General features: G+C 67.3%; 22 protein-coding genes, 1 pseudogene and 1 riboswitch. Of the genes and pseudogenes, 9 read left to right on the top strand and 14 right to left on the bottom strand.

The annotated features are described in order from the left end of the window. Nucleotides 1-5 precede the first annotated feature (5 nt). The 5 genes from ugpE (at nt 6) to AABF56_RS20655 (ending at nt 5,783) form a co-directional block, all read left to right on the top strand. Complete coding sequence (gene ugpE, locus AABF56_RS20635) at nt 6-848, top strand: sn-glycerol-3-phosphate ABC transporter permease UgpE (RefSeq protein WP_272807368.1); 843 nt, start codon at nt 6-8, stop codon at nt 846-848. Between the two features lie 12 nt (nt 849-860). Next, nucleotides 861-1,979, top strand: coding sequence for a sn-glycerol-3-phosphate import ATP-binding protein UgpC (locus AABF56_RS20640; protein WP_272807369.1), 1,119 nt, complete (start codon nt 861-863; stop codon nt 1,977-1,979). Next, nucleotides 1,976-2,968: an endonuclease/exonuclease/phosphatase family protein gene (locus AABF56_RS20645; RefSeq protein WP_272807370.1), complete on the top strand. Its 993-nt coding sequence runs from the start codon at nt 1,976-1,978 to the stop codon at nt 2,966-2,968. The genes AABF56_RS20640 and AABF56_RS20645 overlap by 4 nt, the downstream gene beginning before the upstream one ends. A 72-nt stretch (nt 2,969-3,040) precedes the next feature. Continuing rightward, a complete protein-coding gene (gene gshB / locus AABF56_RS20650; protein WP_272807371.1) occupies nt 3,041-3,985 on the top strand; it encodes a glutathione synthase in 945 nt (314 codons plus the stop codon). 265 nt (nt 3,986-4,250) lie between these two features. Next, nucleotides 4,251-5,783 (top strand): YifB family Mg chelatase-like AAA ATPase, encoded by a 1,533-nt coding sequence (locus AABF56_RS20655; protein ID WP_272807372.1) that lies wholly within the window; start codon nt 4,251-4,253, stop codon nt 5,781-5,783. Between the two features lie 114 nt (nt 5,784-5,897). Here the strand turns inward: AABF56_RS20655 and AABF56_RS20660 are convergent. The 5 genes and pseudogenes from AABF56_RS20660 to dut form a co-directional block, all read right to left on the bottom strand. Then, nucleotides 5,898-6,277: pseudogene (locus AABF56_RS20660) on the bottom strand (VOC family protein). Nucleotides 6,278-6,359: 82 nt separating this feature from the next. Next, entirely contained in the window at nt 6,360-7,328 is a 969-nt protein-coding gene (gene cysK / locus AABF56_RS20665; protein ID WP_244767213.1) for a cysteine synthase A, read from the bottom strand. Nucleotides 7,329-7,558: 230 nt separating this feature from the next. Beyond that, the gene (locus AABF56_RS20670) at nt 7,559-8,176 is read right to left on the bottom strand and encodes a LysE family translocator (RefSeq protein ID WP_272807373.1); all 618 of its coding nucleotides are present in this window, start codon (nt 8,174-8,176) and stop codon (nt 7,559-7,561) included. 332 nt (nt 8,177-8,508) lie between these two features. After that, the gene (locus AABF56_RS20675; RefSeq protein WP_272807374.1) at nt 8,509-9,396 is read right to left on the bottom strand and encodes a GNAT family N-acetyltransferase; all 888 of its coding nucleotides are present in this window, start codon (nt 9,394-9,396) and stop codon (nt 8,509-8,511) included. A 4-nt stretch (nt 9,397-9,400) separates the two neighbouring features. After that, complete coding sequence (dut, locus tag AABF56_RS20680; RefSeq protein WP_272807375.1) at nt 9,401-9,874, bottom strand: dUTP diphosphatase; 474 nt, start codon at nt 9,872-9,874, stop codon at nt 9,401-9,403. A 93-nt stretch (nt 9,875-9,967) separates the two neighbouring features. Between dut and AABF56_RS20685 the strand changes: the two genes are divergently transcribed. Further along, nucleotides 9,968-11,548, top strand: a complete 1,581-nt coding sequence (locus tag AABF56_RS20685) for a peptide chain release factor 3 (protein WP_272807376.1) — start codon at nt 9,968-9,970, stop codon at nt 11,546-11,548. Nucleotides 11,549-11,684: 136 nt separating this feature from the next. Further along, a riboswitch (TPP riboswitch) is annotated at nt 11,685-11,781 on the top strand. A gap of 42 nt (nt 11,782-11,823) precedes the next feature. Further along, nucleotides 11,824-12,633, top strand: coding sequence for a bifunctional hydroxymethylpyrimidine kinase/phosphomethylpyrimidine kinase (gene thiD, locus AABF56_RS20690; RefSeq protein WP_272807377.1), 810 nt, complete (start codon nt 11,824-11,826; stop codon nt 12,631-12,633). A gap of 4 nt (nt 12,634-12,637) precedes the next feature. On the opposite strand, the gene AABF56_RS20695 is transcribed toward thiD, so the two are convergent. From AABF56_RS20695 to AABF56_RS20705, 3 genes are all read right to left on the bottom strand, one after another. Then, nucleotides 12,638-13,255, bottom strand: coding sequence for a LysE family translocator (locus tag AABF56_RS20695; protein WP_272807378.1), 618 nt, complete (start codon nt 13,253-13,255; stop codon nt 12,638-12,640). Between the two features lie 85 nt (nt 13,256-13,340). Beyond that, a complete protein-coding gene (locus AABF56_RS20700; RefSeq protein ID WP_272807379.1) occupies nt 13,341-14,135 on the bottom strand; it encodes an AraC family transcriptional regulator in 795 nt (264 codons plus the stop codon). Nucleotides 14,136-14,138: 3 nt separating this feature from the next. Then, nucleotides 14,139-14,543, bottom strand: coding sequence for a GFA family protein (locus AABF56_RS20705; protein ID WP_272807380.1), 405 nt, complete (start codon nt 14,541-14,543; stop codon nt 14,139-14,141). 377 nt (nt 14,544-14,920) lie between these two features. Between AABF56_RS20705 and AABF56_RS20710 the strand changes: the two genes are divergently transcribed. Then, complete coding sequence (locus AABF56_RS20710) at nt 14,921-15,742, top strand: class II glutamine amidotransferase (RefSeq protein WP_272807381.1); 822 nt, start codon at nt 14,921-14,923, stop codon at nt 15,740-15,742. On the opposite strand, the gene coaBC is transcribed toward AABF56_RS20710, so the two are convergent. The 6 genes from coaBC to ubiE all read right to left on the bottom strand — a co-directional run bounded on the left by coaBC (nt 15,735) and on the right by ubiE (nt 24,530). Then, a complete protein-coding gene (gene coaBC / locus AABF56_RS20715; RefSeq protein WP_272807382.1) occupies nt 15,735-16,940 on the bottom strand; it encodes a bifunctional phosphopantothenoylcysteine decarboxylase/phosphopantothenate--cysteine ligase CoaBC in 1,206 nt (401 codons plus the stop codon). The genes AABF56_RS20710 and coaBC overlap by 8 nt on opposite strands. Before the next feature lie 284 nt (nt 16,941-17,224). After that, nucleotides 17,225-17,452, bottom strand: a complete 228-nt coding sequence (locus AABF56_RS20720) for a hypothetical protein (protein ID WP_244767223.1) — start codon at nt 17,450-17,452, stop codon at nt 17,225-17,227. 133 nt (nt 17,453-17,585) lie between these two features. Continuing rightward, nucleotides 17,586-18,389, bottom strand: coding sequence for an ion channel (locus AABF56_RS20725; RefSeq protein ID WP_244767224.1), 804 nt, complete (start codon nt 18,387-18,389; stop codon nt 17,586-17,588). A gap of 43 nt (nt 18,390-18,432) precedes the next feature. Continuing rightward, nucleotides 18,433-22,062, bottom strand: coding sequence for a FecR domain-containing protein (locus tag AABF56_RS20730; protein ID WP_272807383.1), 3,630 nt, complete (start codon nt 22,060-22,062; stop codon nt 18,433-18,435). Nucleotides 22,063-22,141: 79 nt separating this feature from the next. Then, nucleotides 22,142-23,716 (bottom strand): 2-polyprenylphenol 6-hydroxylase, encoded by a 1,575-nt coding sequence (gene ubiB / locus AABF56_RS20735; protein ID WP_272807384.1) that lies wholly within the window; start codon nt 23,714-23,716, stop codon nt 22,142-22,144. Between the two features lie 37 nt (nt 23,717-23,753). Then, on the bottom strand, nt 23,754-24,530 hold the full coding sequence (gene ubiE / locus AABF56_RS20740; RefSeq protein ID WP_244767227.1) for a bifunctional demethylmenaquinone methyltransferase/2-methoxy-6-polyprenyl-1,4-benzoquinol methylase UbiE: 777 nt from the start codon (nt 24,528-24,530) through the stop codon (nt 23,754-23,756). Between the two features lie 183 nt (nt 24,531-24,713). Between ubiE and mutM the strand changes: the two genes are divergently transcribed. Beyond that, nucleotides 24,714-25,595: a bifunctional DNA-formamidopyrimidine glycosylase/DNA-(apurinic or apyrimidinic site) lyase gene (gene mutM, locus AABF56_RS20745; protein ID WP_272807385.1), complete on the top strand. Its 882-nt coding sequence runs from the start codon at nt 24,714-24,716 to the stop codon at nt 25,593-25,595. Nucleotides 25,596-25,597: the final 2 nt, after the last annotated feature.

Raw genomic sequence — 25,597 nt, forward strand, 5'->3', positions numbered from 1 at the left:
CCGCCATGAACCGCATCCGTCTCCTCGATCACCTCGTTCTCCTCCTCGGCGTCTTCGTCATGGTCGCCCCCGTGGTGGTCGCCTTCATGACCTCCACCCACGAGGCGGCCGACATCCACCGCAACGGCCTCTCGCTTGCCTGGGGCGGCCACTTCACCGAGACCTACAACACCGTGCTGACGCGGGAAGGCGGCTTCACCGGCAAGATCACCGGCGCCCGCATGATCTGGAACTCGCTGATCCTCGGCATCGGTTTCGCGGCCGGCAAGATCGTGCTGTCGATGCTCGCCGCCTATGCCATCGTCTATTTCCGCTTCAGGCTCGGCACGCTGTTCTTCTGGATGATCTTCACGACGCTGCTCCTGCCGCTGGAAGTGCGCATCCTTCCCTCCTACGAGGTGATGAACAAGCTCTCGCTGACGAACACCTATACCGGCCTGATCGTGCCGCTGCTGGCCTCGGCCACCGGCACCTTCTTCTTCCGCCAGTTCTTCAAGTCCGTGCCGGAGGAGCTGCTGGAGGCCGCGCGCATCGACGGCGCCGGGCCGTTCAAGTTCTTCATCGACGTGCTCGTGCCGCTCTCGCGCACCATGATGGCCGCCATCTTCATCATCATGTTCGTCTATGGCTGGAACCAGTATCTCTGGCCGACGCTGATGACGACGGACGAGCGCTTCTTCACGCTGGTGCGCGGCATCAAGCAGATCCTGCTCGTCTGGGTGGGCTCCAACATTCCCGATTACAACGAGGCCTTTGCGCTGGCGATCCTCGCCATGCTGCCGCCGGTCATGATCGTGCTGATCTTCCAGCGGTGGTTCATCAAGGGTCTTACGGAAAGCGACAAATAGGAGGCTCGTCCCATGGCAGCGATCAGCATCAAGGACGTATCCAAGATCTACAATGGCGGCGTGACCGCCGTCAGCGCCGTCTCGATCGACATCGCCGACGGCGAGTTCATCGTGCTCGTCGGCCCCTCCGGCTGCGGAAAATCGACGCTGCTGCGCATGGTCGCGGGGCTGGAGACGATCAGCGAAGGCGAGGTGACGATCGGCCCGCGCGTCGTCAACGAGATCGACCCGGCCGACCGCGACATCGCCATGGTCTTCCAGAATTATGCGCTCTATCCGCACATGACGGTCTACGAAAACCTCGCCTATGGCCTGAAGAACCGCCGCACGCCGAAGGCCGAGATCGACGCGCGCGTGGCGGAAGCCGCCCGTATGCTCGAACTCCAGCCCTATCTGGAGCGAAAGCCCCGTGCCCTCTCGGGCGGCCAGCGCCAGCGCGTCGCCATGGGCCGCGCCATCGTGCGCAAACCCTCCGCCTTCCTCTTCGACGAGCCGCTCTCCAACCTCGATGCCAAGCTGCGCGTCTCCATGCGCGGCGAGATCAAGCGCCTGCAGCGCCGCGTCGGCACGACCTCGATCTACGTCACCCACGACCAGTTGGAGGCGATGACGCTCGCCGACCGGCTCGTCGTGCTCTCCGGCGGCAGGATCGAGCAGATCGGCCGGCCGCTCGACGTCTACCACCGTCCCGCCACCACCTTCGTCGCCAGCTTCATCGGTTCGCCGGCCATGAATCTCGCGGAGGGCGAAGTGCACGGCGGCAAGCTCGCCCTCGGACCCGCCCTCATCGATCTCGGCGCCACGGTGCCGACGCAGGGCGCCGTGACCGTCGGCCTGCGCGCCGAGGACCTGCGCCTCCATCCGGAGGGGGAGGGCAGCCTGCCCTTCCGGGTCGATTATGTCGAGGAACTGGGGGCCCAGCGCCTCGTGCACGGCCTTGTCGGCGATCAGCCGCTCGTCGCCGCTGTCTCCTCGGAAAACCCGCTGCCGGAAACCGTCTCGCTCTCGGTCGCGCCGTCGCGGCTGCATTTCTTCGACAGCGCCAGCGGCCGGCGGATCGACTGGCCGGGCGAAGACCGCCTGGAAACCCTTGCCGCCGGCCTGCCGGTGCTGGAGGCCGCCGCATCATGATCCGCACCACCGTCGACAGACTGACCGCCCCTACTCCGGCGGAGCGCATGGCGATAGCCGATCTCGAAAAATCCATCTCCGCGCACGATGCCCGCATGGCGCAGCTTGCCTGCATGAACGCGGTGGAGAAGGGCGGCCGGGCCGAACGCGCCGAACCGCTGCCCTTTCCCTTCACCGTCGCCGCCTGGAACCTCGAACGCTGCCTCTTCCCGCTCGAAAGCGCCGAACATCTCGGCGCCACCGGTGCCGAGATCGTTCTGCTCTCCGAGATGGACGACGGCATGGCCCGCACGCGCCAGCGCCACACCACGGCCGAGGTCGCCGGCGATCTCGGCATGGCCTATCTCTACGGCGTCGAGTTCATCGAGCTCGGCCTCGGCTCGGATACGGAGCTGGAATTCTGCAGGGACCGGTTCAACCGCCGCGGCCTGCACGGCAACGGCCTCATGGCCACCGTGCCGCTGCACGCGGCCTTCCTGCTGCGGCTGGAGGGCGAGCGCCTCTGGTTCATGGGCGAGGCCGACCAGCCGCGCCTCGGCGAGCGCATGGCGGTCGGCGCCGTCGTCAACACGGAGGCCGGCCCGCTCGTTCTCGTCTCCACCCATTTCGAAAGCGCCACCACGGCCGCCTATCGCGAGCGCCAGATGGTCGGCCTTATCGACGCCCTCGATGCGGCCTTCCCCGGCCACCCCGTCCTCATCGGCGGTGATCTCAACACCGGCAACCATGCCGGCGGCGACTTCGAGGCGGAAGGGCTTTTCGCCCGCGCGGCCGAGCGCGGCTTCACCCGCCATGGCGGTCCGCTGGACAGGATGACGACACGCCCGAGCCTCATCACGCGCTGGCCGGAACGGGCCATGAAGCTCGACTGGTTCTTCTCGCGCGGCCTTGCGGTTTCCGATACGCGCATCGTGCCCTCGCTCGATCCTTCCGGCCGTCCGCTCTCCGACCACGACCTCATCACCTGCCGGATCGACGGCTTCGCCTGACCCCGCGCGAGGCCCGTTGCCATCGCGCCGCCCGCACCCTAAATGTGTCGGGCATTCCTGAGGGGACTTTTCATGGCAAAGATCAAGAACGTCGCGGTCCAGATGGACCATGTGTCGACCATCAACATCGCCGGCGATTCCACCTTCGCCATGAGCCTGGAGGCGCAGAACCGGGGCTACAGGCTGTTCCACTACACGCCCGACCGCCTCAGCCTGCGCGACGGCAAGGTCTATGCCGCCGTCGAGCCGATGGAACTGCGCGACGTCAAGGGCGATCACTATACGCTCGGCACGCCCGAGCGCGTCGACCTCTCGACGATGGACGTGGTGCTCCTGCGCCAGGACCCGCCCTTCGACATGTCCTACATCACCTCGACGCATCTCCTGGAGCGCATCCACCCCAGGACGCTTGTCGTCAACGACCCCGCCTGGGTGCGCAACTCGCCGGAGAAGATCTTCGTCACCGAATTCGCCGACCTCATGCCGGCAACGCTGATCACGCGCGATCCCGCCGAAATCCGCCGTTTCCGCGAGGAGATGGGCGACATGATCCTGAAGCCGCTCTACGGCAATGGCGGTGCCGGCGTCTTCCATTCCACCAAGGACGACCGCAACCTTTCCTCGCTGCTCGAAATGTTCGGCCAGATGTTCCGCGAACCCTTCATCGCCCAGCAATACCTGCCGGACGTGCGCAAGGGCGACAAGCGCATCCTGCTCGTCGACGGCGAGCCGGTCGGCGCCATCAACCGCGTGCCTGCCGAACACGACGCCCGCTCCAACATGCATGCCGGCGGCCGCCCGGAGCCGACCGAGCTGACGGCCCGCGAAAAGGAGATCTGCACCCGCATCGGCCCGGCGCTGCGCGAGCGCGGCTTCCTCTTCGTCGGCATCGACGTCATCGGCGACTACATGACCGAGATCAACGTGACCTCCCCGACCGGCATCCGGGAAGTCAGGAAATTCGGCGGCGCCGACATCTCCGCCCTGCTGTGGGACGCCATCGAAAGCAAGCGCTGAGCGTCTTGCGGCCCGCCTCGAAGGGTTTTGCGGGACGTTCCGTTCGCGAACGTCCCGCCTTCGTTCCGCAAATGCAACCGGCTGCAACCGGCGCGCGGAAAATTCTCTCGCAAGTTCTATGATTGTTCTTGTTTCATTCCGGATTCCATGCCAGATTTGCAGATGCAACCCAGGGGCGGGTGCAGGGGACGTTTTCGGCGAAAACGTGTCGCGGTAGCCTTGCGCCGAGAATGGCGCAGCGCCGCGGGAACGGGCGGAGGCAATCATGGTGGCGCGGGTCGGGACGATCGCATTCCAGGGCATCGAGGGCGTGCCCGTCGACGTGCAGGTCATGGTGGCGCCCGGCAAGGTGGGCATGCAGATCGTCGGCCTGCCGGACAAGGCGGTCGCCGAAAGCCGCGAGCGGGTGCAGGCGGCCCTGCATGCCTCCGGCCTTTCGCTGCCGCCGAAGCGCGTGACGGTCAATCTCGCCCCGGCGGACCTGCCGAAGGAAGGCAGCCACTACGACCTTGCCATCGCGCTCGGCCTGATGATGGCGCTCGGCGCCGTGCCGGGCGATGCGCTGGAGGACTATGTCGTCATCGGTGAGCTGAACCTCGACGGGACGATCGCCGCCGTCGCCGGGGCGCTGCCCGCCGCCATGGGGGCGAACGCGCTCGGCAAGGGGCTGATCTGTCCGGCGGAAAACGGCGCGGAAGCCGCCTGGGCCGGCAGCGGCCTCGATATCCTGGCGCCGCGCAGCCTGATTGCGCTCGCCAATCATTTCAAGGGAACGCAGGTCCTGTCCCGGCCGGCGCCGGCAATCCGGGCGGCAGCCGCGGACCTGCCGGACCTTGCCGATATCCGCGGCCAGGAAAGCGCCAAGCGGGCGCTGGAAGTGGCGGCGGCCGGCAACCATAATCTCCTGATGGTCGGCCCGCCGGGCTCGGGAAAGTCCATGCTGGCCGCGCGCCTTGCCGCCATCCTGCCGCCGCTCTCGCCGCGGGAGCTGCTGGAGGTCTCGATGATCCATTCCATCGCCGGCCAGCTTTCCGGCGGCCGGCTGTCGGATCGCCGGCCCTTCCGCGCGCCGCATCATTCCGCCACCATGGCCGCGCTCGTCGGCGGCGGGTCGCGGGCAAGGCCGGGCGAGGTCTCGCTGGCCCATAACGGCGTGCTCTTCCTCGACGAGCTGCCGGAATTCTCGCCCCAGGCGCTCGATGCGCTGCGCCAGCCGCTCGAGACCGGGGAATGCATCATCGCCCGGGCGAACCACCGGGTGAGCTATCCCGCCGCCATGCAGCTCGTTGCGGCGATGAACCCCTGCCGCTGCGGCATGGCGGGCGAACCCGGCCGGACCTGCGCCCGCGGCCCGCGCTGCATGAGCGACTACCAGGCCCGCATTTCCGGCCCGCTGATGGATCGCATCGATATCCGCATCGACGTGCCGGCCGTCTCCGCGACGGACCTCATCCGCCCGATGGCCGCCGAGGCCAGCGAGACCGTCGCCCGCCGCGTCGCCCGTGCCCGTGCCCTGCAGATCGACCGTTTCGCCCGGCTCGGCATGGCTTCCGTCACCAGCAATGCGCGCGCCTCGACCGCGCTCGTCGAAAAGGTGGCGGAGCCCGATCCCGGCGGTCTCCAGCTCCTGCGCGATGCGGCGGAGAAGATGCATTTTTCCGCGCGCGGCTACCATCGCATCCTCAAGGTCGCCCGCACGCTCGCCGATCTCGACGAGGCGCCGGTCGTCGGCCGCATCCATCTGGCGGAGGCGATTTCCTATCGCATCGCCGGCGAGCGGCTCTCCGCGGCGGCGTGAGTTTTCGGGAAGAAGGCAGCGGTCCCGCCGAAGGAGAGTGGGAGCGTGGGTCTGGTATGCCGATGCCCTATGCGGGCATGGCTGAGCCTTGCCGATCGGGCGCGGACGAACGGTTCACCTGCCGGCGGGCGGTCCCGCGGGGTCCTTGCAGACGGCTTCGATGCGGTGTTCGTCCGGATCGATGATGAAGGCGGCATAGTAGGTCGGGCCGTAGGGGAGGCGCAGTCCGGGTGGGCCATGGTCGCGCCCGCGGCAAGGGCGGCCCGATGGAAGGCATCGACCGCGCCGCGGCTCGGTGCGGCAAAAGCGATGTGGAAGCCCGGCCCCGGCGCGGTGGCGGCCGTGCCGTGATCCTTCAGGCAGGGCTTGTCGCCGCCGCCGGGCGGGCCGTAGCCGACAGCCTGGCCCGGCTCGCCGGGGCGGATAACCGACCAGACCCGCGCGTAGCCGAGCGGCGCAAGAACCGCGTCATAGAATGCGGCCGCGCGAAGAATGTCGCAAACGCCGAGGGAAAGGTGATGAGAAAGGGAGCCGGGAACGGCCCGCCATGCGCATGGCGCAGCGGGCCGGAGGGCGTCAGCCGCCGAGGCCTTCGAAGAGCGCGGTGGAAAGATAGCGCTCGGCGAAGGAGGGAATGATGACGACGATGGTCTTGCCGGCATTTTCCGGGCGGCTGCCGACCTTGGCGGCGGCGGCGAGCGCCGCGCCGGAGGAGATGCCGACGGGCACGCCCTCCAGCCGCGCCACGAGGCGGGCATTTTCGAAGGCCTCGTCGTTCGTCACGGTCACGATCTCGTCATAGATCGCCGTGTCGAGCACGGCCGGGGCGAAGCCGGCGCCGATGCCCTGGATCTTGTGCGGGCCGGGATTGCCGCCGGACAGGACCGGGCTGTCGGCCGGCTCGACGGCGACGACCTTGAGGCCGGGCTTCTTCGCCTTCAGCACCTGGCCGGCGCCGGTGATCGTGCCGCCGGTGCCGATGCCGGAAACGAGGATGTCGACCGCGCCGTCCGTGTCGTTCCAGATCTCCTCGGCCGTCGTCCGGCGGTGGATCTCGGGGTTGGCCGGATTTTCGAACTGCTGGGGGATGATCGCGCCGGGAATGGTGGCGGCCAGTTCCTCCGCCTTGGCGATCGCGCCCTTCATGCCCTTCGGCCCCTCGGTCAGCACCAGTTCGGCGCCGAGCAGCGCCAGCATCTTGCGCCGCTCGATCGACATGGTCTCGGGCATGGTGAGGATGAGGCGGTAGCCCTTGGCGGCGGCGGCGAAGGCGAGGGCGATGCCCGTATTGCCCGAGGTCGGCTCGACCAGCGTCGAGCTGCCGGGCGTGATCTTCCCGTCGGCTTCGAGCGCCTCGATCATCGCCACGCCGATGCGGTCCTTCACCGAGGCGATCGGGTTGAAGAATTCGAGTTTTGCAAGAAGGGTGGCCGAAACGCCCTTTTCCCTGGCGAACTTGTCGAGCCGCACGATGGGCGTGTCGCCGATCGTCTCGGTGATGGAGGCGTAGATACGGCCGCGGCCGGGTTTGCGGGTGTCGGTCATCGGGTGCTCCCTCGGTTCTCGTTCCGCAAAAGATAGGAGCGAATGGCGCCGGAGACGAGTCCGGATTTCGCGACAAAAGCGCCGAAAGCGGAATAATCCCGCACTGAGCGCAATTCCGGCAAAAGGGTGCGGCGGTTTTGCGCCCGGACGTGCGCGGGAACAAACAGATTGAGCGTTTTCGGGATTTGCGGAAAAGCGGAAACGCTAGCGGCGCAAAACCGGATGGTCCCTCACGCCGCGCGGGTCGCGATATAGGCGGCCGTGCCGGCGAGAATGCCGGCGGCGACCCGGTTCATCCGCTGCAGCGCCTTCGGCTGCCTGAGGAGAAGCCGGGCGCGCGAGGCGAGCGCGATATAGGGTACGAGCACGACGATGAGCACCACGAAGGTCGCGGCAAGCAGCATGCCGTAGTCCTCGAGGCCGATCGCCTCGAGATCGACCAAGGTCGGCACCAGCGCGACGTAGAACAGCATGGTCTTCGGATTGCCGAGCGTCACGAACAGGCCGGAGAGAAACGACAGGGCCATGCTCGTCGAGGCGCGCGCCTCGATGTCCTGCGGGATGAGGCCGCTCGTCCAGAGCTTCCAGGCGATGTAGCCGAGATAGAGCGCACCGGCGATCTTGATCAGCATGAAGGTCGTGGTGAAGGTCTGGGCGATGAAGGCAAGGCCGAGGATGACCGCCGTCAGGTAGATCATGTCGCCGAGGATGAGGCCGAGGCCCATGAAGAAGGTGGGCCGGAAACCCGAGCCGAGCGCCCGCGCGACGATCGCCGTGATGCCGGGACCGGGAATGATGGCGGCGATGAACAGGGCACCGCAATAGGCAAGCAGGACGGCGACGGTCATGACGGACTCCAAGGGACTGCGCTCTTCTAGCGCAATTCCGGCAAAAGTGCGAAGCCGTTTCGCGCCTCGAATGGCACAAGACGAACGCGCATCGCGTCCTGCGGTCTGCCGGCGCGCTATCTCGGCCAGCCCGTCAGGCAGGCGCTCCGCCCCGATTCGCGCGGCGCCTTCGATATGCGGGCGTTGCCGCACGACGGAACGCGAAAACTCTTCTTCATGGGGCTTCCTGCCGGTCTTCTTGACCCCGGATCGCCCTCTCCGGCTCCATCGCCCCTGTTTACCGCCCGGCCGCGCCGGCTTGTTCACACGGCGCCGGATGATGGCGCCGCTGATCAGAACGCGGCCATCGGCGACAGCGCGAAAGGCTGCTCCGGCGCGAGGTCTTCCGCCGCGCGCAGCATGAAAACCATGTCGCCTTCGTCCGGCACGGCCGTGCCCGCCCAGACGAGGTGATCGGACGCGAAGTGCACCGTGACGCGGGCAGGTGCGAGGTGCAGGCTCGCCAGGATGTCCGCAAGGCTCGGAATGCGCGCGCCGACGACATCGAGGAGATCGAAGCCGCCGTCCTCGCCCATCTGCCAGGCGATCGCGGCCTTCGCCTCTTCCATCAGGTCGAGCCTGAGGTCCGGCATCAGCGCGGCGTTGAACAGGAACATTTCCTTCTGCCGGAGCGGCGCGAAGCGATCGGACACCGGCCGGCGGCCATCGAGCAGGCGGCCGAGCAGCGTAAGGTCGACCTCGCTGCCGATATCGAGCCGCCGGAGCGGTCCGGCCCGCCCGCCTGCCGGTGCCGGTCCGGAGAAACGATGCTGGGCCAGCGCGCGAAAGCCGTGGCGATGGTAGAGGTCCGGTGTATCGGTCAGAAGCGCGACGGCCTCGAACCCTTCCGCATCGCAGTGCCGGAGCGCCGCTTCCATGACATCGCGATAGAGCCCCTTGCCGCGGTATTCCGGCCGCACGGCGCCCGATTGCAGGCCCGCGGCGCGCACGAACGTGCCGTTGACGACAAGCGGCAGGGAAAACGCGCTGATATTGGCGATACAGCGGCCGGCATCGTCGAACCAGGCGAAGGGCATGCTCGTCGGGTCCGGTCCGCCGAGCCGGTCCATCACCGTCACGTCGATGTCGAAGATGTCTTCGAGGAGGCCGGCAAGCGCCCGCCAGGCGGCGCCGTCGCCGAAATAGTCCGAGCGGAAGGAAAGGCCCTTGCGGTCGGGCATGGCCCTAGCGCACGCCGGTGGAGCCGAAACCGCCGGCGCCACGGGTGGTCTCGCCCGCCGTCTCCACCTCGCGCACGGCAACCTGCGTGACCGGCGCGATCACCATCTGCGCGACGCGCATGCCCCGTTCGATGACGAAGGGCTCCTCGCCGAGATTGACGAGCAGCACCTTTACCTCGCCGCGATAATCGCTGTCGATCGTGCCGGGCGTGTTGAGGCAGGTGATGCCGTTCTTGAAGGCGAGGCCGGAGCGGGGGCGGACCTGTCCCTCGTAGCCGGCCGGGATCTCGAAGACGAAACCGGTCGGCACCAGGGCGCGCTGGCCGGGCGGCAGCGTCAGCGGCTGGTCTTCCGCCACGGCGGCGCGCAGGTCCATGCCGGCGGCGCCGCCGGTCTCGTAGGCGGGAAGCGCGATGTCCGCGCCATGCGGCAGGCGGAGAAGGCAGAGCGTGGGCTGGGTGGGAGCATGTGCGTTCATGCGCCCATAAGCCGGCCGCAGTCCCACCCCGTCAATTGCATCTTCCCGGCGGAGCCTGTAAAGACCGCGGCAACTCACAGGATATTGCAGAAAATGGCCGAAACCCTTGCAGAGGCGGTCTCCCGCCGCCGCACCTTCGCGATCATCGCGCACCCGGACGCCGGTAAGACCACCCTCACGGAAAAGCTGCTGCTTTTCGGTGGCGCCATCCAGCTCGCCGGCGAAGTGAAGGCGAAGAAGGACCGCATCCAGACCCGCTCGGACTGGATGAAGATCGAGCGTGAACGCGGCATCTCCGTCGTCACCTCGGTGATGACCTTCGAATATGACGGTAACGTCTTCAACATTCTCGATACACCCGGCCACGAGGACTTCGCCGACGACACCTACCGCACGCTGACGGCGGTGGATGCGGCCGTCATGGTCATCGACGCCGCCAAGGGCATCGAGCCGCGCACGCTCAAGCTGTTCGAGGTCTGCCGCCTGCGCGACATCCCGATCATCACCTTCGTCAACAAGATGGACCGCGAAAGCCGCGATCCGTTCGAAATCCTCGACGAGGTGGAGGAGAAGCTGGCGCTCGACACCGCCCCGGTCACCTGGCCGGTCGGCCGCTCGAAGACCTTCTGCGGCTCCTATCACCTGGCCGACCGCACCTTCCGCGGCTCGGACACGCAGGTGCAGCCGACGAGGATCGACGACCCGGCGGTGGTGGCGAAGAACCTGCCGGAAAACGAGCGGGCCGCCTTCACCGAGGAGCTTGAGCTCGCCCGCGAGGCCTGCCGGCCCTACGACCAGGAAGCTTTCCTCGAAGGGCACATGACGCCGGTCTTCTTCGGCTCGGCGCTCCGCAATTTCGGCGTTCGCGACCTCATCAACGCGCTCGGCGCCTTCGCGCCGCCGCCGCGCGACCAGGTGGCGGACGTGCGCAAGGTGCATGCCTCGGAAGACAAGATGACGGCCTTCGTCTTCAAGATCCAGGCGAACATGGACCCGAACCATCGCGACCGCATCGCCTTCGCCCGCGTCTGCTCCGGCATGCTGGAGCGCGGCATGAAGGTGCGCCTTGCCCGCACGGGCAAGACGATCGGCCTTTCGGCCCCGCAGTTCTTCTTCGCCTCGCAGCGGCAGCTGGCCGATACGGCTTATGCCGGCGACGTGGTGGGCATCCCCAACCACGGCACGCTCCGCATCGGCGACACGCTGACGGAAGGCGAGGCGCTGGTCTTTGAAGGCGTGCCGAACTTCGCGCCGGAAATCCTGCGCCGCGTGCGGCTGGAGGATGCGATGAAGGCCAAGAAGCTGAAGGAAGCGCTCCAGCAGATGGCGGAGGAGGGCGTCGTGCAGCTCTTTTCGCCGGAAGACGGCTCGCCCGCCATCGTCGGCGTCGTCGGTGCGCTGCAGCTCGACGTGTTGAAGGAGCGGCTTTCGGCGGAATACGGCCTGCCCGTCTCCTTCGAAATGTCGCGCTTTTCCGTCTGCCGCTGGATCTCGTCGGACAGCGCGGCGGAGCTGGACAAGTTCGTCACCCAGCGCCGCGGCGATATCGCCCGCGACCTCGACGGCGACCCGGTCTTCCTGGCGCAGGATGCCTTCTCGCTGCGCTACGAGGCGGAACGTTATCCGGCGATCAAGATGGTTGCCATCAAGGAATACCACGTCACCAAGGCCTGAGCGGGCGGGCTCACCCGCCCACGATTTAATCCGCCACCTTTTCCCCGCTCTCGGGGAAAAGGATGCATGGCGCCGGTGGCAAACGCGCTGCGACGCCACTTTCGGCGTGACAGGCGCCGCGTCATTTGCGAAAACCCGTTCAAGACAGGGGCGTCCGCCGGAAGGCGGGCTGAGAAGCACCCTTTGAACCTGAACCGGATCATGCCGGCGGAGGGAGTCGAACGGGTGCCGCATCGCCGCCACCCCGAGGCCGCCCCTGCCGGGAAGGAGGCGAGATGGCCGACACAATCGCAAACATTCTCTCGATCGCGGGCTCCGATCCCTCGGGCGGCGCCGGCATCCAGGCGGATCTCAAGACCTTTGCCGCGCGCGGCACCTACGGCATGGCGGCGCTGACGGCCCTGACGGCACAGAACACGCAGGGCGTTTCCGGCGTGCATCTGGTCCCGCCCGACTTCGTGGCGGCACAGATCGCCGCGGTTTTCGCGGATATCCGGGTGGATGCGGTGAAGATCGGCATGATCGCCTCGGCGGAGATCGCCGAAGCGGTGGCGGCCGCCTTGTCGCCGCATCGCGCGGTGCCCATCGTGCTCGATCCCGTCATGGTCGCCAAGGGCGGGGCTTCGCTCCTGGCGCAGGAGGCCGTGGCGGCGCTGGTGCACCAGCTGCTGCCGCGCGCAAGCGTGCTCACGCCGAACCTGCCGGAGGCGGCGGCTCTTCTGGGTGAGGCGGAGGCCGTGGACCGGGCCGGCATGGAGGACCAGGCAAGGCGGCTGCTCGACCTCGGGCCGAAGGCGGTGCTGCTGAAGGGCGGGCACCTGCCGGGCAGCGAGAGCCCCGACGTGCTCGCGACGCCCGATCGGCTGCACTGGTTCGAGGGCGTGCGCGTGCTGACGCGCAACACGCATGGCACCGGCTGCTCGCTGTCGAGCGCGATCGCCGCCGAGCTCGGCAAGGGGCAGGCGCTTGCCGATGCCGTGGCGGCGGCCAAGCGCTTCATCGCCGGTGCCGTGCGCCTGTCGGATGCGTTGACCGTCGGCTCCGGCCACGGTCCGCTGCATCATTTCCACCTGTCCGGCAACTGATCGGTCAGCGGTCGGACAGCGCGAGCCGGAGGCCCATCAGGCCGAGGGCGGCGGCGAAGCTGCGCTGCATCCAGACGATGACCGCCGGCCGGCTCAGCACCTGCCGGCGCAGGCCGGCGGCAAGCGCCCCATAGCCGACAAAGACGAGGAAGGTGAGGGCCATGAAGACGCCGCCGAGGAAAAGCATCTGGCCCGTGGCATCTCCGGAGGCGCTCACCGGGATGAACTGCGGCAGGAAGGCGAGGAAGAACAGCGAGAGCTTCGGGTTGAAGATGTTGGTGAGGATGCCCTTGCGCACGATCCTCAGCGCACTGCCGGCCGGTGCCTGCTCAGGCCCGACATCGAGCGCATTGCTGTCCTTCAGCAGGCTCCAGGCGATGAACAGGAGATAGGCGACGCCGATATAGCGCAGCACCTCGAAGGCGAGCGCGCTGGCATGCAGCACGGCGGCAAGGCCGACCACGCTGGCGAGGATATGCGGAACGATGCCGAGCGTGCAGCCGAAGGCGGCCAGGACGGCGGCGCGGAACCCGCCGCTGATGCCGAGCGCCAGCGTATAGATCACGCCGGTGCCCGGCAGAAGGATGACGACGAGCGAGGTGATGAGGAATTCGGAAGTCATGTCTGGTTCCATGCGGGTTGAAAGGCAGCAGGGAACACCGGAAGGGCGCCGGGGGTCTTGAATGAAATTGCGGGATGCGGGCCGCTCAGGCGCGCGCGGCGAGATAGGCGCCGGGCGTATAGCCGTAGCGGCGGGTGAAATTGCGCGTCATGTGGCTCTGGTCGGCAAAGCCGGCTTCGATGGCGGCCTCGGCAAGCGGGGTGCCGGCCGCGATCAGCCGGCGGGCAAGCTCGGTGCGGCGCTGGAGCAGGTAGGCATGCGGCGTCAGGCCGGTGAGCCGGGCGAAATCGCGCACCAGCCGGAAGCGGCCGACGCCACAATCGCCGGCAAGGTCCTCCAGCGTCGCGGCCGAAGCGGGGTCGCTGTCGAGCCGGTCGCGGGCACGACCTATGGCCACCGGCCCGTCCTGTCGCGGCGCCTCTTCACGCAGCACGGCGGCGAGCAGCAGGAGAAGCTGTTCCTCGCGGCCGAGCGCATCGGCGCCGGCGTCAAGAAGCAGGGCGAGCAGCCGGGAAACCAGGCCTGCGATGCGCCCGTCGTCCAGCACCGGCGCGTAGAATTCCTCGCGCGGGCGCCCTTCGAAAATATCCTCCGCCGCCGCGCGGACGAGCGCCGGCTCCAGATAGAGCATGCGCCAAGCGCGCGGTGCGTCGCCGAGCGGCGCGCCGTCATGCACCTCGCCGGGGTTCACGGTGATCGTGTTGCCGGCCGCCGCCTCCACCAGACCGCGCCCGCTCGCCGATCTCTGCGCGCCGCTTTCGATGAGGCCGATGCCGTAGGTCTCGTGGGTATGGCGCGCGAACGTATGCCGGCTGTCGGCGAAGACCGCCTCGATGCCTTCCACGCCGGTTCGTACGATCCGGAAGCGCCCTGTCGCCATGGCTCAATCCCTCGCGGCGCCGGGAAGCGCCGCCGTCTCGCCGAACCAGTCGAGGGCCGAGCGGCACCAGATCTGGCGCGTCGGTTTCAGCGCCGCACGCTGGTTGATGCTGCCCCAGCGGATGCCCCAGGCCGCGGCGTCCTCGCCGGTGCCTGTCGTGAACAGCGGCGAGCCGCATTCGGGACAGAAATATTGCAGGCGCTTGCGGCCGCTCCCGGCGGTCTTCGTGTAGAGTTTCGGTGGATTGCCGGTGAGGTGCAGGGCGTCCTTCGGAATGCTCGCGGTGACGCGATAGGGCGAGCCGGTCAGCCGCTGGCAATCCGTGCAATGACAGATGGAGACCGCCTCCGGGTCGATCTCGGCCTCGTAGGTGACGAAGCCGCAATGGCATTGACCGTCGATCCGCATGGTCCATCCTTCCGCCGCGGGACAGGGTGGAAGGATAGGGGTTCGCGACCGCGCGTCAATGCGCCGGCGTGATGAAGGTGCCGTTCTGCAGTCCCCGCATCGCCTGTTGCACCTCGCGCACGTTCATCACGATCGGACCATGCCCCGGCCATTATTCACGAAATCCGGCGCCCGGAAAACGAACCGTTCACAAAACGCGTGTTCCCCCGGAAACCGCGCCTTTTGCCGCCGTCATCATAATGACACGCATGGTTTCGGCCCGTTTACATTCGTTAACGCATTTTTACCCATTTGCGTTGAAAATCCGGGCAGTGCCATGGTTAATGCGTCGGGTCCACCACCGGTTCGTGCCGGTCTTCGAAAGCGAGAATAGCGTCATGTGCCGTTGGGCAGCCTATCGTGGAGAGCCGCTCTTCCTTGAGGAACTGGTGTCCTCGCCCGCCCATTCGCTGATCGAGCAATCCCATTGCGCCACCCGCGCGAAGACGGCGACCAATGGCGACGGTTTCGGCATCGCCTGGTATGGCGAGCGCCCGGAGCCCGGCCGCTATCGCGATATCCTGCCCGCCTGGTCGGATTGCAACCTCAGAAGCATCGCCAGGCAGGTGCGCTCGCCGCTCTTCCTTGCCCATGTGCGCGCCGCGACGGGCGGCGGCACGCGGCGCGACAATTGCCATCCCTTCGTCCACGGCATCTGGTCCTTCATGCACAACGGCCAGATCGCCGATTTCGAGCACCTGCGCCGGCCGCTCGAAACCATGCTGGACAACGATCTCTACACGGCCCGCACCGGCTCGACGGATTCCGAGCTGCTGTTCCTGCTCGCCCTGCAGTTCGGCCTTGCCCGCGATCCGCTCGGCGCCATGGCCGAGACGATCGCCTTCGTCGAGCGACTCGCCGCCCATCTGGAGCGCCGCGTTCTCGTGCGCTTCACCGCCGCCTTCACGGATGGCGACCAGCTCTATGCGGTGCGCTATGCGACGGACTACGCCGCGCCGACGCTCTATGCCGCGCCGATGGGCGCGACGGGCGGCTACTGCCTGGTCTCCGAGCCGCTGAACGACGACACGGAAGCCTGGGTGGAAATCCCCGACGGCAGCGCCGTCGTGCTCGGCGAAAACGGCGTCGACGTGCGCATCTTCTCTCCCGCCGGCCGGCCTGCGCTGGCGATGGAGAGGCGCCTCGCCCTCGTCAGGTAAGCCGTTCGGCGATCCAGCCGGCAAGACGGCCGGCGACATCGTCCTTCGAAAGATCCGGCCATTGCTCGACGCCGCCGGCGGTGATCAGCTTCACGCTGTTGCGCGTGCCACCCATGATGCCCGTTTCCGGCGAGACGTCGTTGGCGACGATGAGGTCGGCACCCTTCTTCTGCAGCTTCACGCGGCCGTTGCTCTCGACATCCTGCGTCTCGGCGGCAAAGCCGACGACGACCTTCGGGCGCTTGGCATTGTGGCCGACGGTCTTCAGGATATCGGGGTTCTCGGCGAGCATCAGGGGCGGCGGACCTTCGCCCGGCTGCTTCTTGATCTTCTCCGTGTTCGGTGTCGCCACGCGCCAGTCGGCGACGGCCGCGACCATGACGGCGATATCCGCCGGCAGCGCGGCGAGCACCGCCTGCAGCATCTCCTCCGCCCGCTCGACCTTCACGACCGTGACGCCCGGCGGATCGCTGAGCGTGACGGGACCGGAGACCAGCGTCACCTCGGCCCCGAGCCGGGCGAGTGCGGCGGCGATGGCATGGCCCTGCCGGCCCGAGGAGCGGTTGGCGATGTAGCGCACGGGGTCGATCGGCTCATGGGTCGGGCCGGAAGTGACGACGGCCTTGCGGCCGGCCAGCGGCCTTGCCCCGCCGTCGAGCAGGCCTTCCACCGCTGCGACGATCTCGAGCGGCTCGGCCATGCGGCCAAGGCCGGCCTCGCCGCTTTCCGCCATCTCGCCGGCATTGGGGCCGATGAAGGCGAGCCCGTCCCCCCGCAGCGTCGCGACATTGCGCCGTGTCGCCGGATGCACCCACATCTTCGGGTTCATGGCCGGGGCGAGCAGCACCGGCCGGTCGGTGGCGAGCAGCACGGTGGAGGCGAGGTCGTCGGCAAGGCCGTTCGCCATCTTCGCCATCAGGTCGGCCGTGGCGGGGGCGACGACGACGAGGTCGCAATCACGCGCCAGCCGGATATGCCCGACATCCTGCTCGTCCTCGCGGGAAAACAGGTCGGTATAGACATGGCCGGCCGAAAGCGCGCCGACGGCAAGCGGCGTGACGAACTGCTGCGCGCCCGCCGTCATGACCGGACGAACCTCCGCGCCGCGCTCGCGCAGCCGGCGGATGAGGTCGAGGCTCTTGTAGGCGGCGATGCCGCCGGACATGACGAGGAGGATGCGTTTTCCAGCAAGCGGCATGGCGGGTCCTAGGCAATTCCAGCAAAAGCGCTGAAGCGGTTTTGCGCCCGGAACGGCATGAAAACAAGACGCTGGACCAATTCCAGCAAAAGTGCGCGGCGGTTTTGCGTTTGGAACAGCGCAAAAACAAAGAGATAGAGCGTTTTCTCGCTTCGAGGACGCGCGGAAAGCGCACGACCCATCCTCGGCAGGACGGTCGCCCCGTCCTGTCCCGTTGCGGCGGTATTTCCAGGTCCTGGCCCGACGGCGGTTCCCCAAACCGTCCCGTCAGGCCGGCAGGGCGCCTAGTGGCAGACCTTCACCTTCTTGATGACGAGTTTGCCGTAGTAGTCGTATTTCTTGATCTTCTTCCAGACGCACTTCGGCTTGTGGCCGTAGTAGTGCGTGGCAAGTTCGACGGTGCCGGCCGGCCGGATCGTCGCGGCATCCGGCATCATGCCGGCAAGCGACGGTGCGGCGGACGCGCCGAAAGACAAGGCGGTAATGGCGATGGAAACAAGGATCTTGCGCATGGACGGCTCCCCTCTGGCCCTCTGGAGAATACGGTCTTGCAATGCGAGGCGCCGGTTGTTCCGGCTTTTCTAAAGTAGCACCTTTCCCGTCCTGCGGGAACAGACACGTCGGGCCAAGTCAGGGTGGTTTGCCTCAGGCGCCGTCGTTTGGAATGTTCAGCACATGGCCGCAGGCCTTGCAGTGCACGGCATCGGTCTCATGGCGCGAGAGGCCGCATTGCGGGCAGGGGAAGGTCACCTTGTAGGGCCGCACGATCGCCTGCGCGAGCCGCACGAAGAGCGAGATGCCGATGATCATCGTGACGATGGAGGTGAGTTTTCCCAGCGTGCCGGGCAGGGTGATGTCGCCGAAGCCGGTGGTCGTGACGGTCGCGACGGAGAAGTAGAGCGCGTCGACGAAGCCTTCGAATCCCTCCGCGCCGTAGAAGAAGTTGCTATAGACGAAGCCGGTGACGAGGAAGAGGAAGACGAGGAAGTTCACGCAGGCCTGGATGACCTCTTCCTTGTCGCCGTGTCCGATGCGGTGCAGCAGCAGCGTCACCAGCTTGCTCTGGCTGATCGCCCAGATGCGCAGGACGCGCAGGAAGGCGAAGTTGTGCAGCTGGTTGGGAAAGAGCAGCGTGCCGAGCACGACGACGTCCACCCAGGTCATTGGCCGCATCGTCCAGTAGCGCAGGTTCGGCGCGATCAGCGCCCGCGCGCCCAGCTCGAAGGCGATGACGGCGGCGATGACATAATCGACGATGATATAGGCCGGCCCCTTGCGCAGATACGGGCCCGCGATGAAGAAGCCGAGGATTGCGATATCGACGAGGAGCATGGCGGCCTGGAAGCGGATCGCCTCCCGGTCGCGGCCGAAATAGAGCCCGCGCAATTGCCGGCGCACCCGTTCGAGAAAGGGCTGCGGCTCGGTTGCGGTCAGCGGTTCATCGGTCATCGCTGAAAGACTAGCGCCCGCCGGATGCCGGTCAAGCGCCCCCTCAGAATCGCGCCTTCATCGTCGCGAGGAAGGTGCGGCCGGGGCCTGGCAGGCGATCGGCCATCTCGATGTCGTTGTCGAAGATGTTCAGCACGCTGAGGCCGGCCTCCAGGTGCCCGCTCTGCGATTTCCAGGTCAGCGCGACGTCCGTCGTCCAGTACCTGTCGAGCGTCCTGCCAGCCGGCGCGTCGTTCTCATCGAAAAAGTGCGAGCCGAGCCGCGGGCCCACGAAGCTCTGGGCGAGCGTCGCCGTCCAGCGCGCGGGGTGCACGTAGGTCAGGCCGACCTGCGCCACATAGTCGGGCACCAGCGGCACGTCGAAGGAGGGATCCCAGCCCGCCGTGGTGTCCTTGCTGGTGTTCCAGGTGAAGGAACCGAAGGCGCCGAGGCCGTCGCCGACCCAGTAGTTGGCGCTGATCTGCAGGCGGTCGATCTTGCCCGTGTCCGTCAGGAAGCTCGCCATGAAGTCTTCCGGCGTCAGCGTCAGGCCGTTGAAGCGCTGGTGCTGATATTCGACTGCGGTGAAGAAGCGTTCGTTCCACTCGGCGTCCCAGCGTACCGCCGTCGTCCGCGTCTGCCCGCCCCGGAAGAGCGGCAGCTCCATCGGGGAAAGGCCGACCGTCGTGACGGGCGAAAGCGTATAGTTGCTGGCGAACTGCGTATCCTGCCGATAGTAGGCGCGCAGCCAGTGGCTGTCGCTCGGCGCGAAGGCGATGCCGAGCCGGTAGTCGACCGGTCCCCAGCGCGGGCTGTCGCCGTCGAAGCGCGACTGGAAGGCACCCGCCTGCACCTGCAGGCTGTCGGAAAGCTCCAGATAGCCGTCGATATAGGCCCGCGTCGTCGAGCTGCCGCCGTTGGCGGCCCCGAGATCCTTGATCTCGCCGGTCGTCAGGTCGGTCTCGATCACCGAGACCCGAAAGTCACTCTCCGCCGCCTCCATGCCGTAGCGCAGCGTCAGCGGCCCGATGCCGAGGAGATGACCGACGCCATAGGTGAAAACGTCCTCCCGCGACTTTTCATTGACGCGATAGGTGATCGGCGGGATATCGTCATTCTCATCGGCGTCGACAATGGAGCGGTATCGGGTCAGGTCGTCCACCCGGCGGTTGACCGCGAAGGCCTGCACCACGTTGCGCTCGCCGATGACATGGCTCCAGGCGACGCCGAACTCGGTGGCATCCGTCACGCTGTCGTTGAAGGGCGCGGGATTGGAGGTCTGGCCCGGATAGCCGACCTCCTGCCGGATCCTGTTGCCGAAGAGATAGACGCTGTCCGTCAGGGTCGGCTTGATGCCGATGTTGAAGAGCCCGCCCAGAAGATCGTTCTCGTCGTTTTCGCGCGCGCTCTCCGGCCGGATGATATCGCCCTTGAGATAGTAGCTGACCGGCACGGGCGTGTAGCTCGTGCCCTGGAGGAGGATGTCGCTCGCCCAGCCGATGTCGGCGCCGTAGTGCGAAAGGGTTCCGCCCAGCGAGGCCTCGAAGAAGTTGCGGGTCTCCAGGCTGTTGCGCTTTTCTTCCGAGGCGATCGACAGCGGCGCGAACAGCCGCGCCTGAAGCTCCGATGCGATGGAGGAACCGCCGGAGGAGGAGCGGTCGAGGCCGGAGAGCGGCGTGTTGACGAAAGGACTGCCGCCACCCGCCGTCGCCTCGTCGACATAGGTCGTGGAGACGAAGGGATCGTAGGAGCGGTCGGCATAGAATTGGCCCCATTCGGTCAGGCCGACATTGTCGAGCGCCACGCCGAGATAGGAGGAGACCTGCCGGTTGGTGTCGTAGCCGGAATAGTAGCCGCCGCGCGCCTGGCGGCGGCGCAGCGCCTCTCGAGCGTTGAGGATGGCGTCGTCGGCGCGGAATTCATCGATCGCGATGCCGGCGCGGATGAGGGCGATGCTCGGATTGTCGCGGTCGAAACGGTCGGCATTGTCGAGCGCCTGGGCGGTCTCGGCGTCGGCGCCGCTCTGGTAGCTGGCGATGGCAAGGCCGATCAGCGCGTCGCCGGCGGTCGGGTTGACGGCGGCCGCCTCCTGCAGGACCTTTTCGCCTTCCGCGGTCCTGCCCATGCGCAGGAGATAGCGACCCTTGGCGGCAAGCACGGCATAGGAGGTGGGATCGAGCGCCTCGGCGGCGTCGATCGCCGCCTTTGCCGCGGCCATCTGGTCGTTGTCCATCAGGAAGCGGGCGTGATTGGCGTGCAGCGCGGCGTTTTCGGGGTTGAGGGCGATGGCGCGCCGGTGGGCGGCATTGGCCTCCACGATGGCGTTGCGGTCGCTCTTCAGGATGCCGATCTCGTTCCACACGGCGTCGTCGCCGGGCGCGGCCTTCACCGCCCGGTCGAGCTCGGCAAGCGCCCCGTCGATGTCGCTCGACACGGTGGAGCGGAACCGCGCGCTGACGAGCAGATGGGCAGGATCGTCGGGATCGATCGATCTGGCGCGGGCGAGCGCCGCGCGCACCTCGTCGCGGTCGTCGAGTTCGTAGGCGAGGCTGGCGCGCATGGCGGGCAGGGCCGCTTCGTTCGGGAAGCGCGGCTCGGCCCTGCGGAGGAATTCGATCGCCTCGACCTGTCCCCGGAGATTGGCGATGGCGATCGCCTGGGCGATCGCCTCCCCGGCGGTTCCTGGCGTCTGGTTCAGCGACGGTGCCTTGGCGTCGGTGTCGGGGTTTTCCAGCGAGAGCGCGATCCACTCGCCGTAGCGCGCCATGGTGCGCCGCTCGCCGGAAAGATGCGGCATCGCCTTGCGGAACAGCCGGATCGCCTCGTCATACCGCGTGGCCTGGCCGGCGATCATCGCCTCGACCAGGCTGGCGCGGGCCTCCAGCGCGGCGGGAAGCGGGCGCGGCAGGCGGGAAAGGGCGGCCTCGGCGGCCGCCCTGCCGTCATAGGCGAGCGCCGTCTCGGCGAGCGTCAGCCAGTCCTCGCGGCTGCGGCCGGCCTCCGGCGTGTCGAGGATGCGCCGCCGCTCGGCGCGGGCCTTCGTGCTTTCCGTGCCGCTGACGGGCAGGCTCGCGAAGGTGCCGCGCACCTCGCTGTAGAGCAGGACCTGCTCGCGCTCCTTGAGATTGACGAGGATGTATTTGCGCGGCGCCTCGCCGATCCGCGCCACGGCGCCTTCGCCCTGTCCGACCGTCACCGTGCCTTGCGCGTTGGAAAGCTCCACCGTGCCTTCGAGCACGGTCAGCGTCGTGCGGTCGCCCTCGGCGCGCAGCGTCCAGTCCGTGCCGCGAATGGCCGCTGCCGCCGCGGGCGTATCGACGGTGAGCCCGCTGCCGCCGCGGTCCGCGCGGCCCCAGATCGTGCCGCCTTCGAGATTGAGCTGGCTGTCCGAGGCGCCGTCGATCTTGCGCACGCGCAGGACCGTTTCGCGCGCCATGCGCACCAGCGTGTTGTCGGCAAAGCGGATGGCAAGGCTGCCGATGGCATTGGTGCGAAGCGTGTCGCCGGCGAGAAGGTCCTGGTTGACCTCGACGCCGCGCCAGCTGTCCACCTCGACGAAACGCACCTCCTCGCCGGATTTGCGATCCACGACGGCGCCATCGACGGTAGAACCGCGCGGCAGAACCTCCGCACACGCCGGATAAAAGCCCGCAACGATCGCGAGGGCCGAAACGCCCAGCTTCAACACACGCATGATTTCAGTTTCGTCCACCCTCGGAGCGGACGATATGGATGCAATTTTCCGGTGTTGTCAACGCGGGGAAAGCAACCCGTCAGGTAAGCTTCCAGGCGATATAGATGAGTGTTGCAGCAATGATCCACAGCGCCAGCCGGCCGGAGCGACTGTGGCGGGCCTCGGACCGGCCGATCGCTTCGGCGGTCTCCGCATCGAAACGCAGGCCCTTTTCGGCCATGCTGGTGATGTCCTGCGAAAGCTTTTCCGCCTTCGCGGCGATTTCCGGGGCCGCCTCGGCCAGCCGCAGGGCGGCATGGGCACCGTCGCGCAGGTCCGTCAAAAGCCGCTTCGGCCCCAAATTGTCCCGGATCCAGTCGCCGACGACGCCTTCGGACGCCTTCCACATGTTGAAGCGGGGGTTCAGCGTGCGCGAAACGCCCTCCACCACCACCATGGTCTTCTGCAGCATGACGAGTTCGGTGCGGGTCTCCATGTCGAAGAGCTCCGTCACCTCGAAGAGCAGGGTTAGGAGCTTTGCCATGGAGATGGTCTCGGCCGGCTGGCCGTGGATCGGTTCGCCGATGGCGCGGATCGCCTGGGCGAAGCTGGCGGTATCGTGGTGCGAGGGCACGTAGCCCGCCTCGAAATGCACGTCGGCGACGCGCTGGTAGTCGCGCGTGATGAAGCCGTAGAGGATCTCGGCGAGGAAGCGGCGCTCCTTCTTGCCGAGCCGGCCGACGATGCCCATGTCGACGGCGACGATCGTGCCTTGCGGATCGACGAAGAGATTGCCCTGGTGCATGTCGGCATGGAAGAAGCCGTCGCGCAGCGTATGGCGCAGGAAGGACTGGATCAGCGTATCGGCCAGCCTGTCGAGATCGTGGCCGGCGGCGCGCAATCCCTCGACGTCCGACATCTTGATGCCGTCGATCCATTCCATGGTGACGACGTCGCGCCCCGTGCGCTCCCAGTCGACCTTCGGCACGCGGAAGCCGGGATCGTTCCCGGTGTTTTCGCCGAGTTCCGAAAGCGCGGCTGCCTCCAGGCGAAGATCCATCTCGACCTTCGTCGTCTGCTCCAGCGTGCGCGTCACCTCGACCGGCTTCAGCCGGCGCGTGTTGGGCAGGATGCGCTCCTGAAGGCGCGCGGCGGCATACATGGCTTCCAGGTCATGGGCGAAACGCTGGCGCACGCCGGGGCGGATGACCTTGACCGCGACCTGCCGTTCGCCGGTCGCATCGCGCACCGTCGCGGGATGGACCTGCGCGATGGAGGCGGCGGCGATCGGGTCGCCGAAATTGACATAGAGCTCGTCGAGCGGCCGGCCGAGCGAGCCTTCGACGGTGGCGACGGCCGCTTCGCGCGGAAAGGTCGCCATGCGGTCCTGAAGGGCGGAAAGGTCGACGGCGATCTCGGCGCCGACGACGTCGGGCCGGGTCGCCAGGAACTGGCCCATCTTCACATAGGAGGGGCCGAGCCGTTCGATGGCGCGGGCAAGGCGGTCGCTGCGGTCCTCCTTCGAGGCCCGGCGGCGTTCGAAGAGACCGGCAAGCGTATGCGCGGTGCGCGCGAGCGGCGGCATGCCCTCCGTCGGCAGGGCCGAGACGACGCCCTCGCGCACGAGGACCCAGCCCACGCGGGCGAGCCGAAGATAGGCGCCGAAAACACTCATGCGGCAAGGTGCTGCTGGGAGGAGGACCGGGCCATGCTCACAGCTTCCAGCCTGAATGCAGCGCCGCGATGCCGCCGGTGTAGTTGGTGAAGGTGACGCGGGAGAAGCCGGCGGCGCGGATCATCGCCGCGAAATCCTGCTGGTTCGGGAACTTGCGGATCGATTCGACGAGATACTGGTACGGTTCGGCATCCCCGGTGATCATCTTGCCGAACTGGGGGATCGCCTTGAACGACCAGGCTTCGTAGAACTGGTCGAGCAGCGGCATCTCCACCTCGGAGAATTCGAGCACGAGCAGCCGCCCGCCGCGCTTCAGGACGCGATAGGCCTCCGCCAGCGCGACATCGATTCGCGGCACGTTGCGGATGCCGAAGGCGATCGTATAGGCATCGAAGCTGCCGGTCTCGAAGGGCAGGTCCTCCGCATTGGCCTCGACGAAATCGAGATTGGCGGAAAGGCCCTTCTTCGCCGCCCGGTCGGCGCCGACGGAAAGCATCGAGCCGTTGATGTCGAGCACGGTGGCATGCGCCAGCCTGTCGGAAGCCTCCACGATGCGGAAGGCGATGTCGCCGGTGCCGCCGGCAACGTCGAGCACCCTGTAGGACGGGTCCTTGCGCGGGTTGAGGCTTGCGATCATCGCGTCCTTCCAGGCCCGGTGCAGGCCGGCGGACATGACGTCGTTCATGATGTCGTAGCGCTTGGCCACCTTGTGGAACACGTCGTTGACGAGCGCCTGCTTCTCGCCCTGCCGCACCTCGCGAAACCCGTAGGAGGTTTCCATGCCGCCGTCCGCGGATGTGCGCTGTTCCGTCATCGTCGTCTCCATGGGCCGGTCTGTCGCAGCCGGATTGCCGCAAAGACCATAGCGAATTGGCCGGCGCCGCGCTATCTCACGCACAGCGCCCGCCGCTTCGCCGGGTATATAGGACATAGATTGCCGAGAGGGAAATGCCGCGCCGCGGCAAATGCGCTCAAGGTTAAATCGAAGGAGAAGACGATGCCGGAATTGCCGGAAGTGGAAACGGTGCGCCGGGGCCTTGCCCCCGTCATGGAGGGGGCGACGATCCGCCGGGCGGAGCTGCGCCGCCCGGACCTGCGCTTTCCCTTCCCGCCGGCCTTTTCCGAGGCTTTGTCCGGTCGCAGCATCGTCTCGCTCGGCCGCCGCGCCAAATATCTGCTGATCGATATCGAGGGCGGCGACGTGGTGATCGCCCATCTCGGCATGTCCGGCTCCTTCCGCGTGGAGGGCGCCGAGCCGCCCGGCGATTTCCACATCCCCCGCAGCAAGGACACGCGCCACGACCACGTCGTCTTCCACCTGGAAACGCCCGAGGGCGTGCGCCGCGTCATCTACAACGATCCCCGCCGCTTCGGCTTCATGGACCTCGCCCGGCGGGAGGACATCGCCGCCCATGCGTTCTTCCGCGACCTCGGCGCCGAGCCGACCGGCAACACGCTGGACGCCGACTACATCGCCGCCAAGTTCCGCGGCCGCCAGACGCCGCTGAAGGCCGCCCTGCTCGACCAGAAGAACATTGCAGGCCTCGGCAACATCTATGTCTGCGAAGCGCTCTGGCGCGCGCACCTTTCGCCGGAAAGGCTGGCGGGCTCGCTGGTCACGGCCGCGGGCAAGCCGAAGAAGGAGCTCGTCCTCCTCACCGAGGCGATCCGCCAGGTGATCGCCGATGCGATCGAGGCGGGCGGCTCGACGTTGCGCGACCATATCCGCGCCGACGGCTCGCTCGGCTACTTCCAGCACTCCTTCTCCGTCTACGACCGCGAGAAGGAGCCCTGCCGCACGCCCGGCTGCACGGGCACGATCGGCCGCATCGTGCAGAGCGGCCGTTCCACCTTCCATTGCGCCGCCTGCCAGAAATAAGA

It is taken from the genome of Shinella sp. WSC3-e, from assembly GCF_945994535.1.
GTDB classification, from domain to species: Bacteria; Pseudomonadota; Alphaproteobacteria; order Rhizobiales; family Rhizobiaceae; genus Shinella; species Shinella yambaruensis.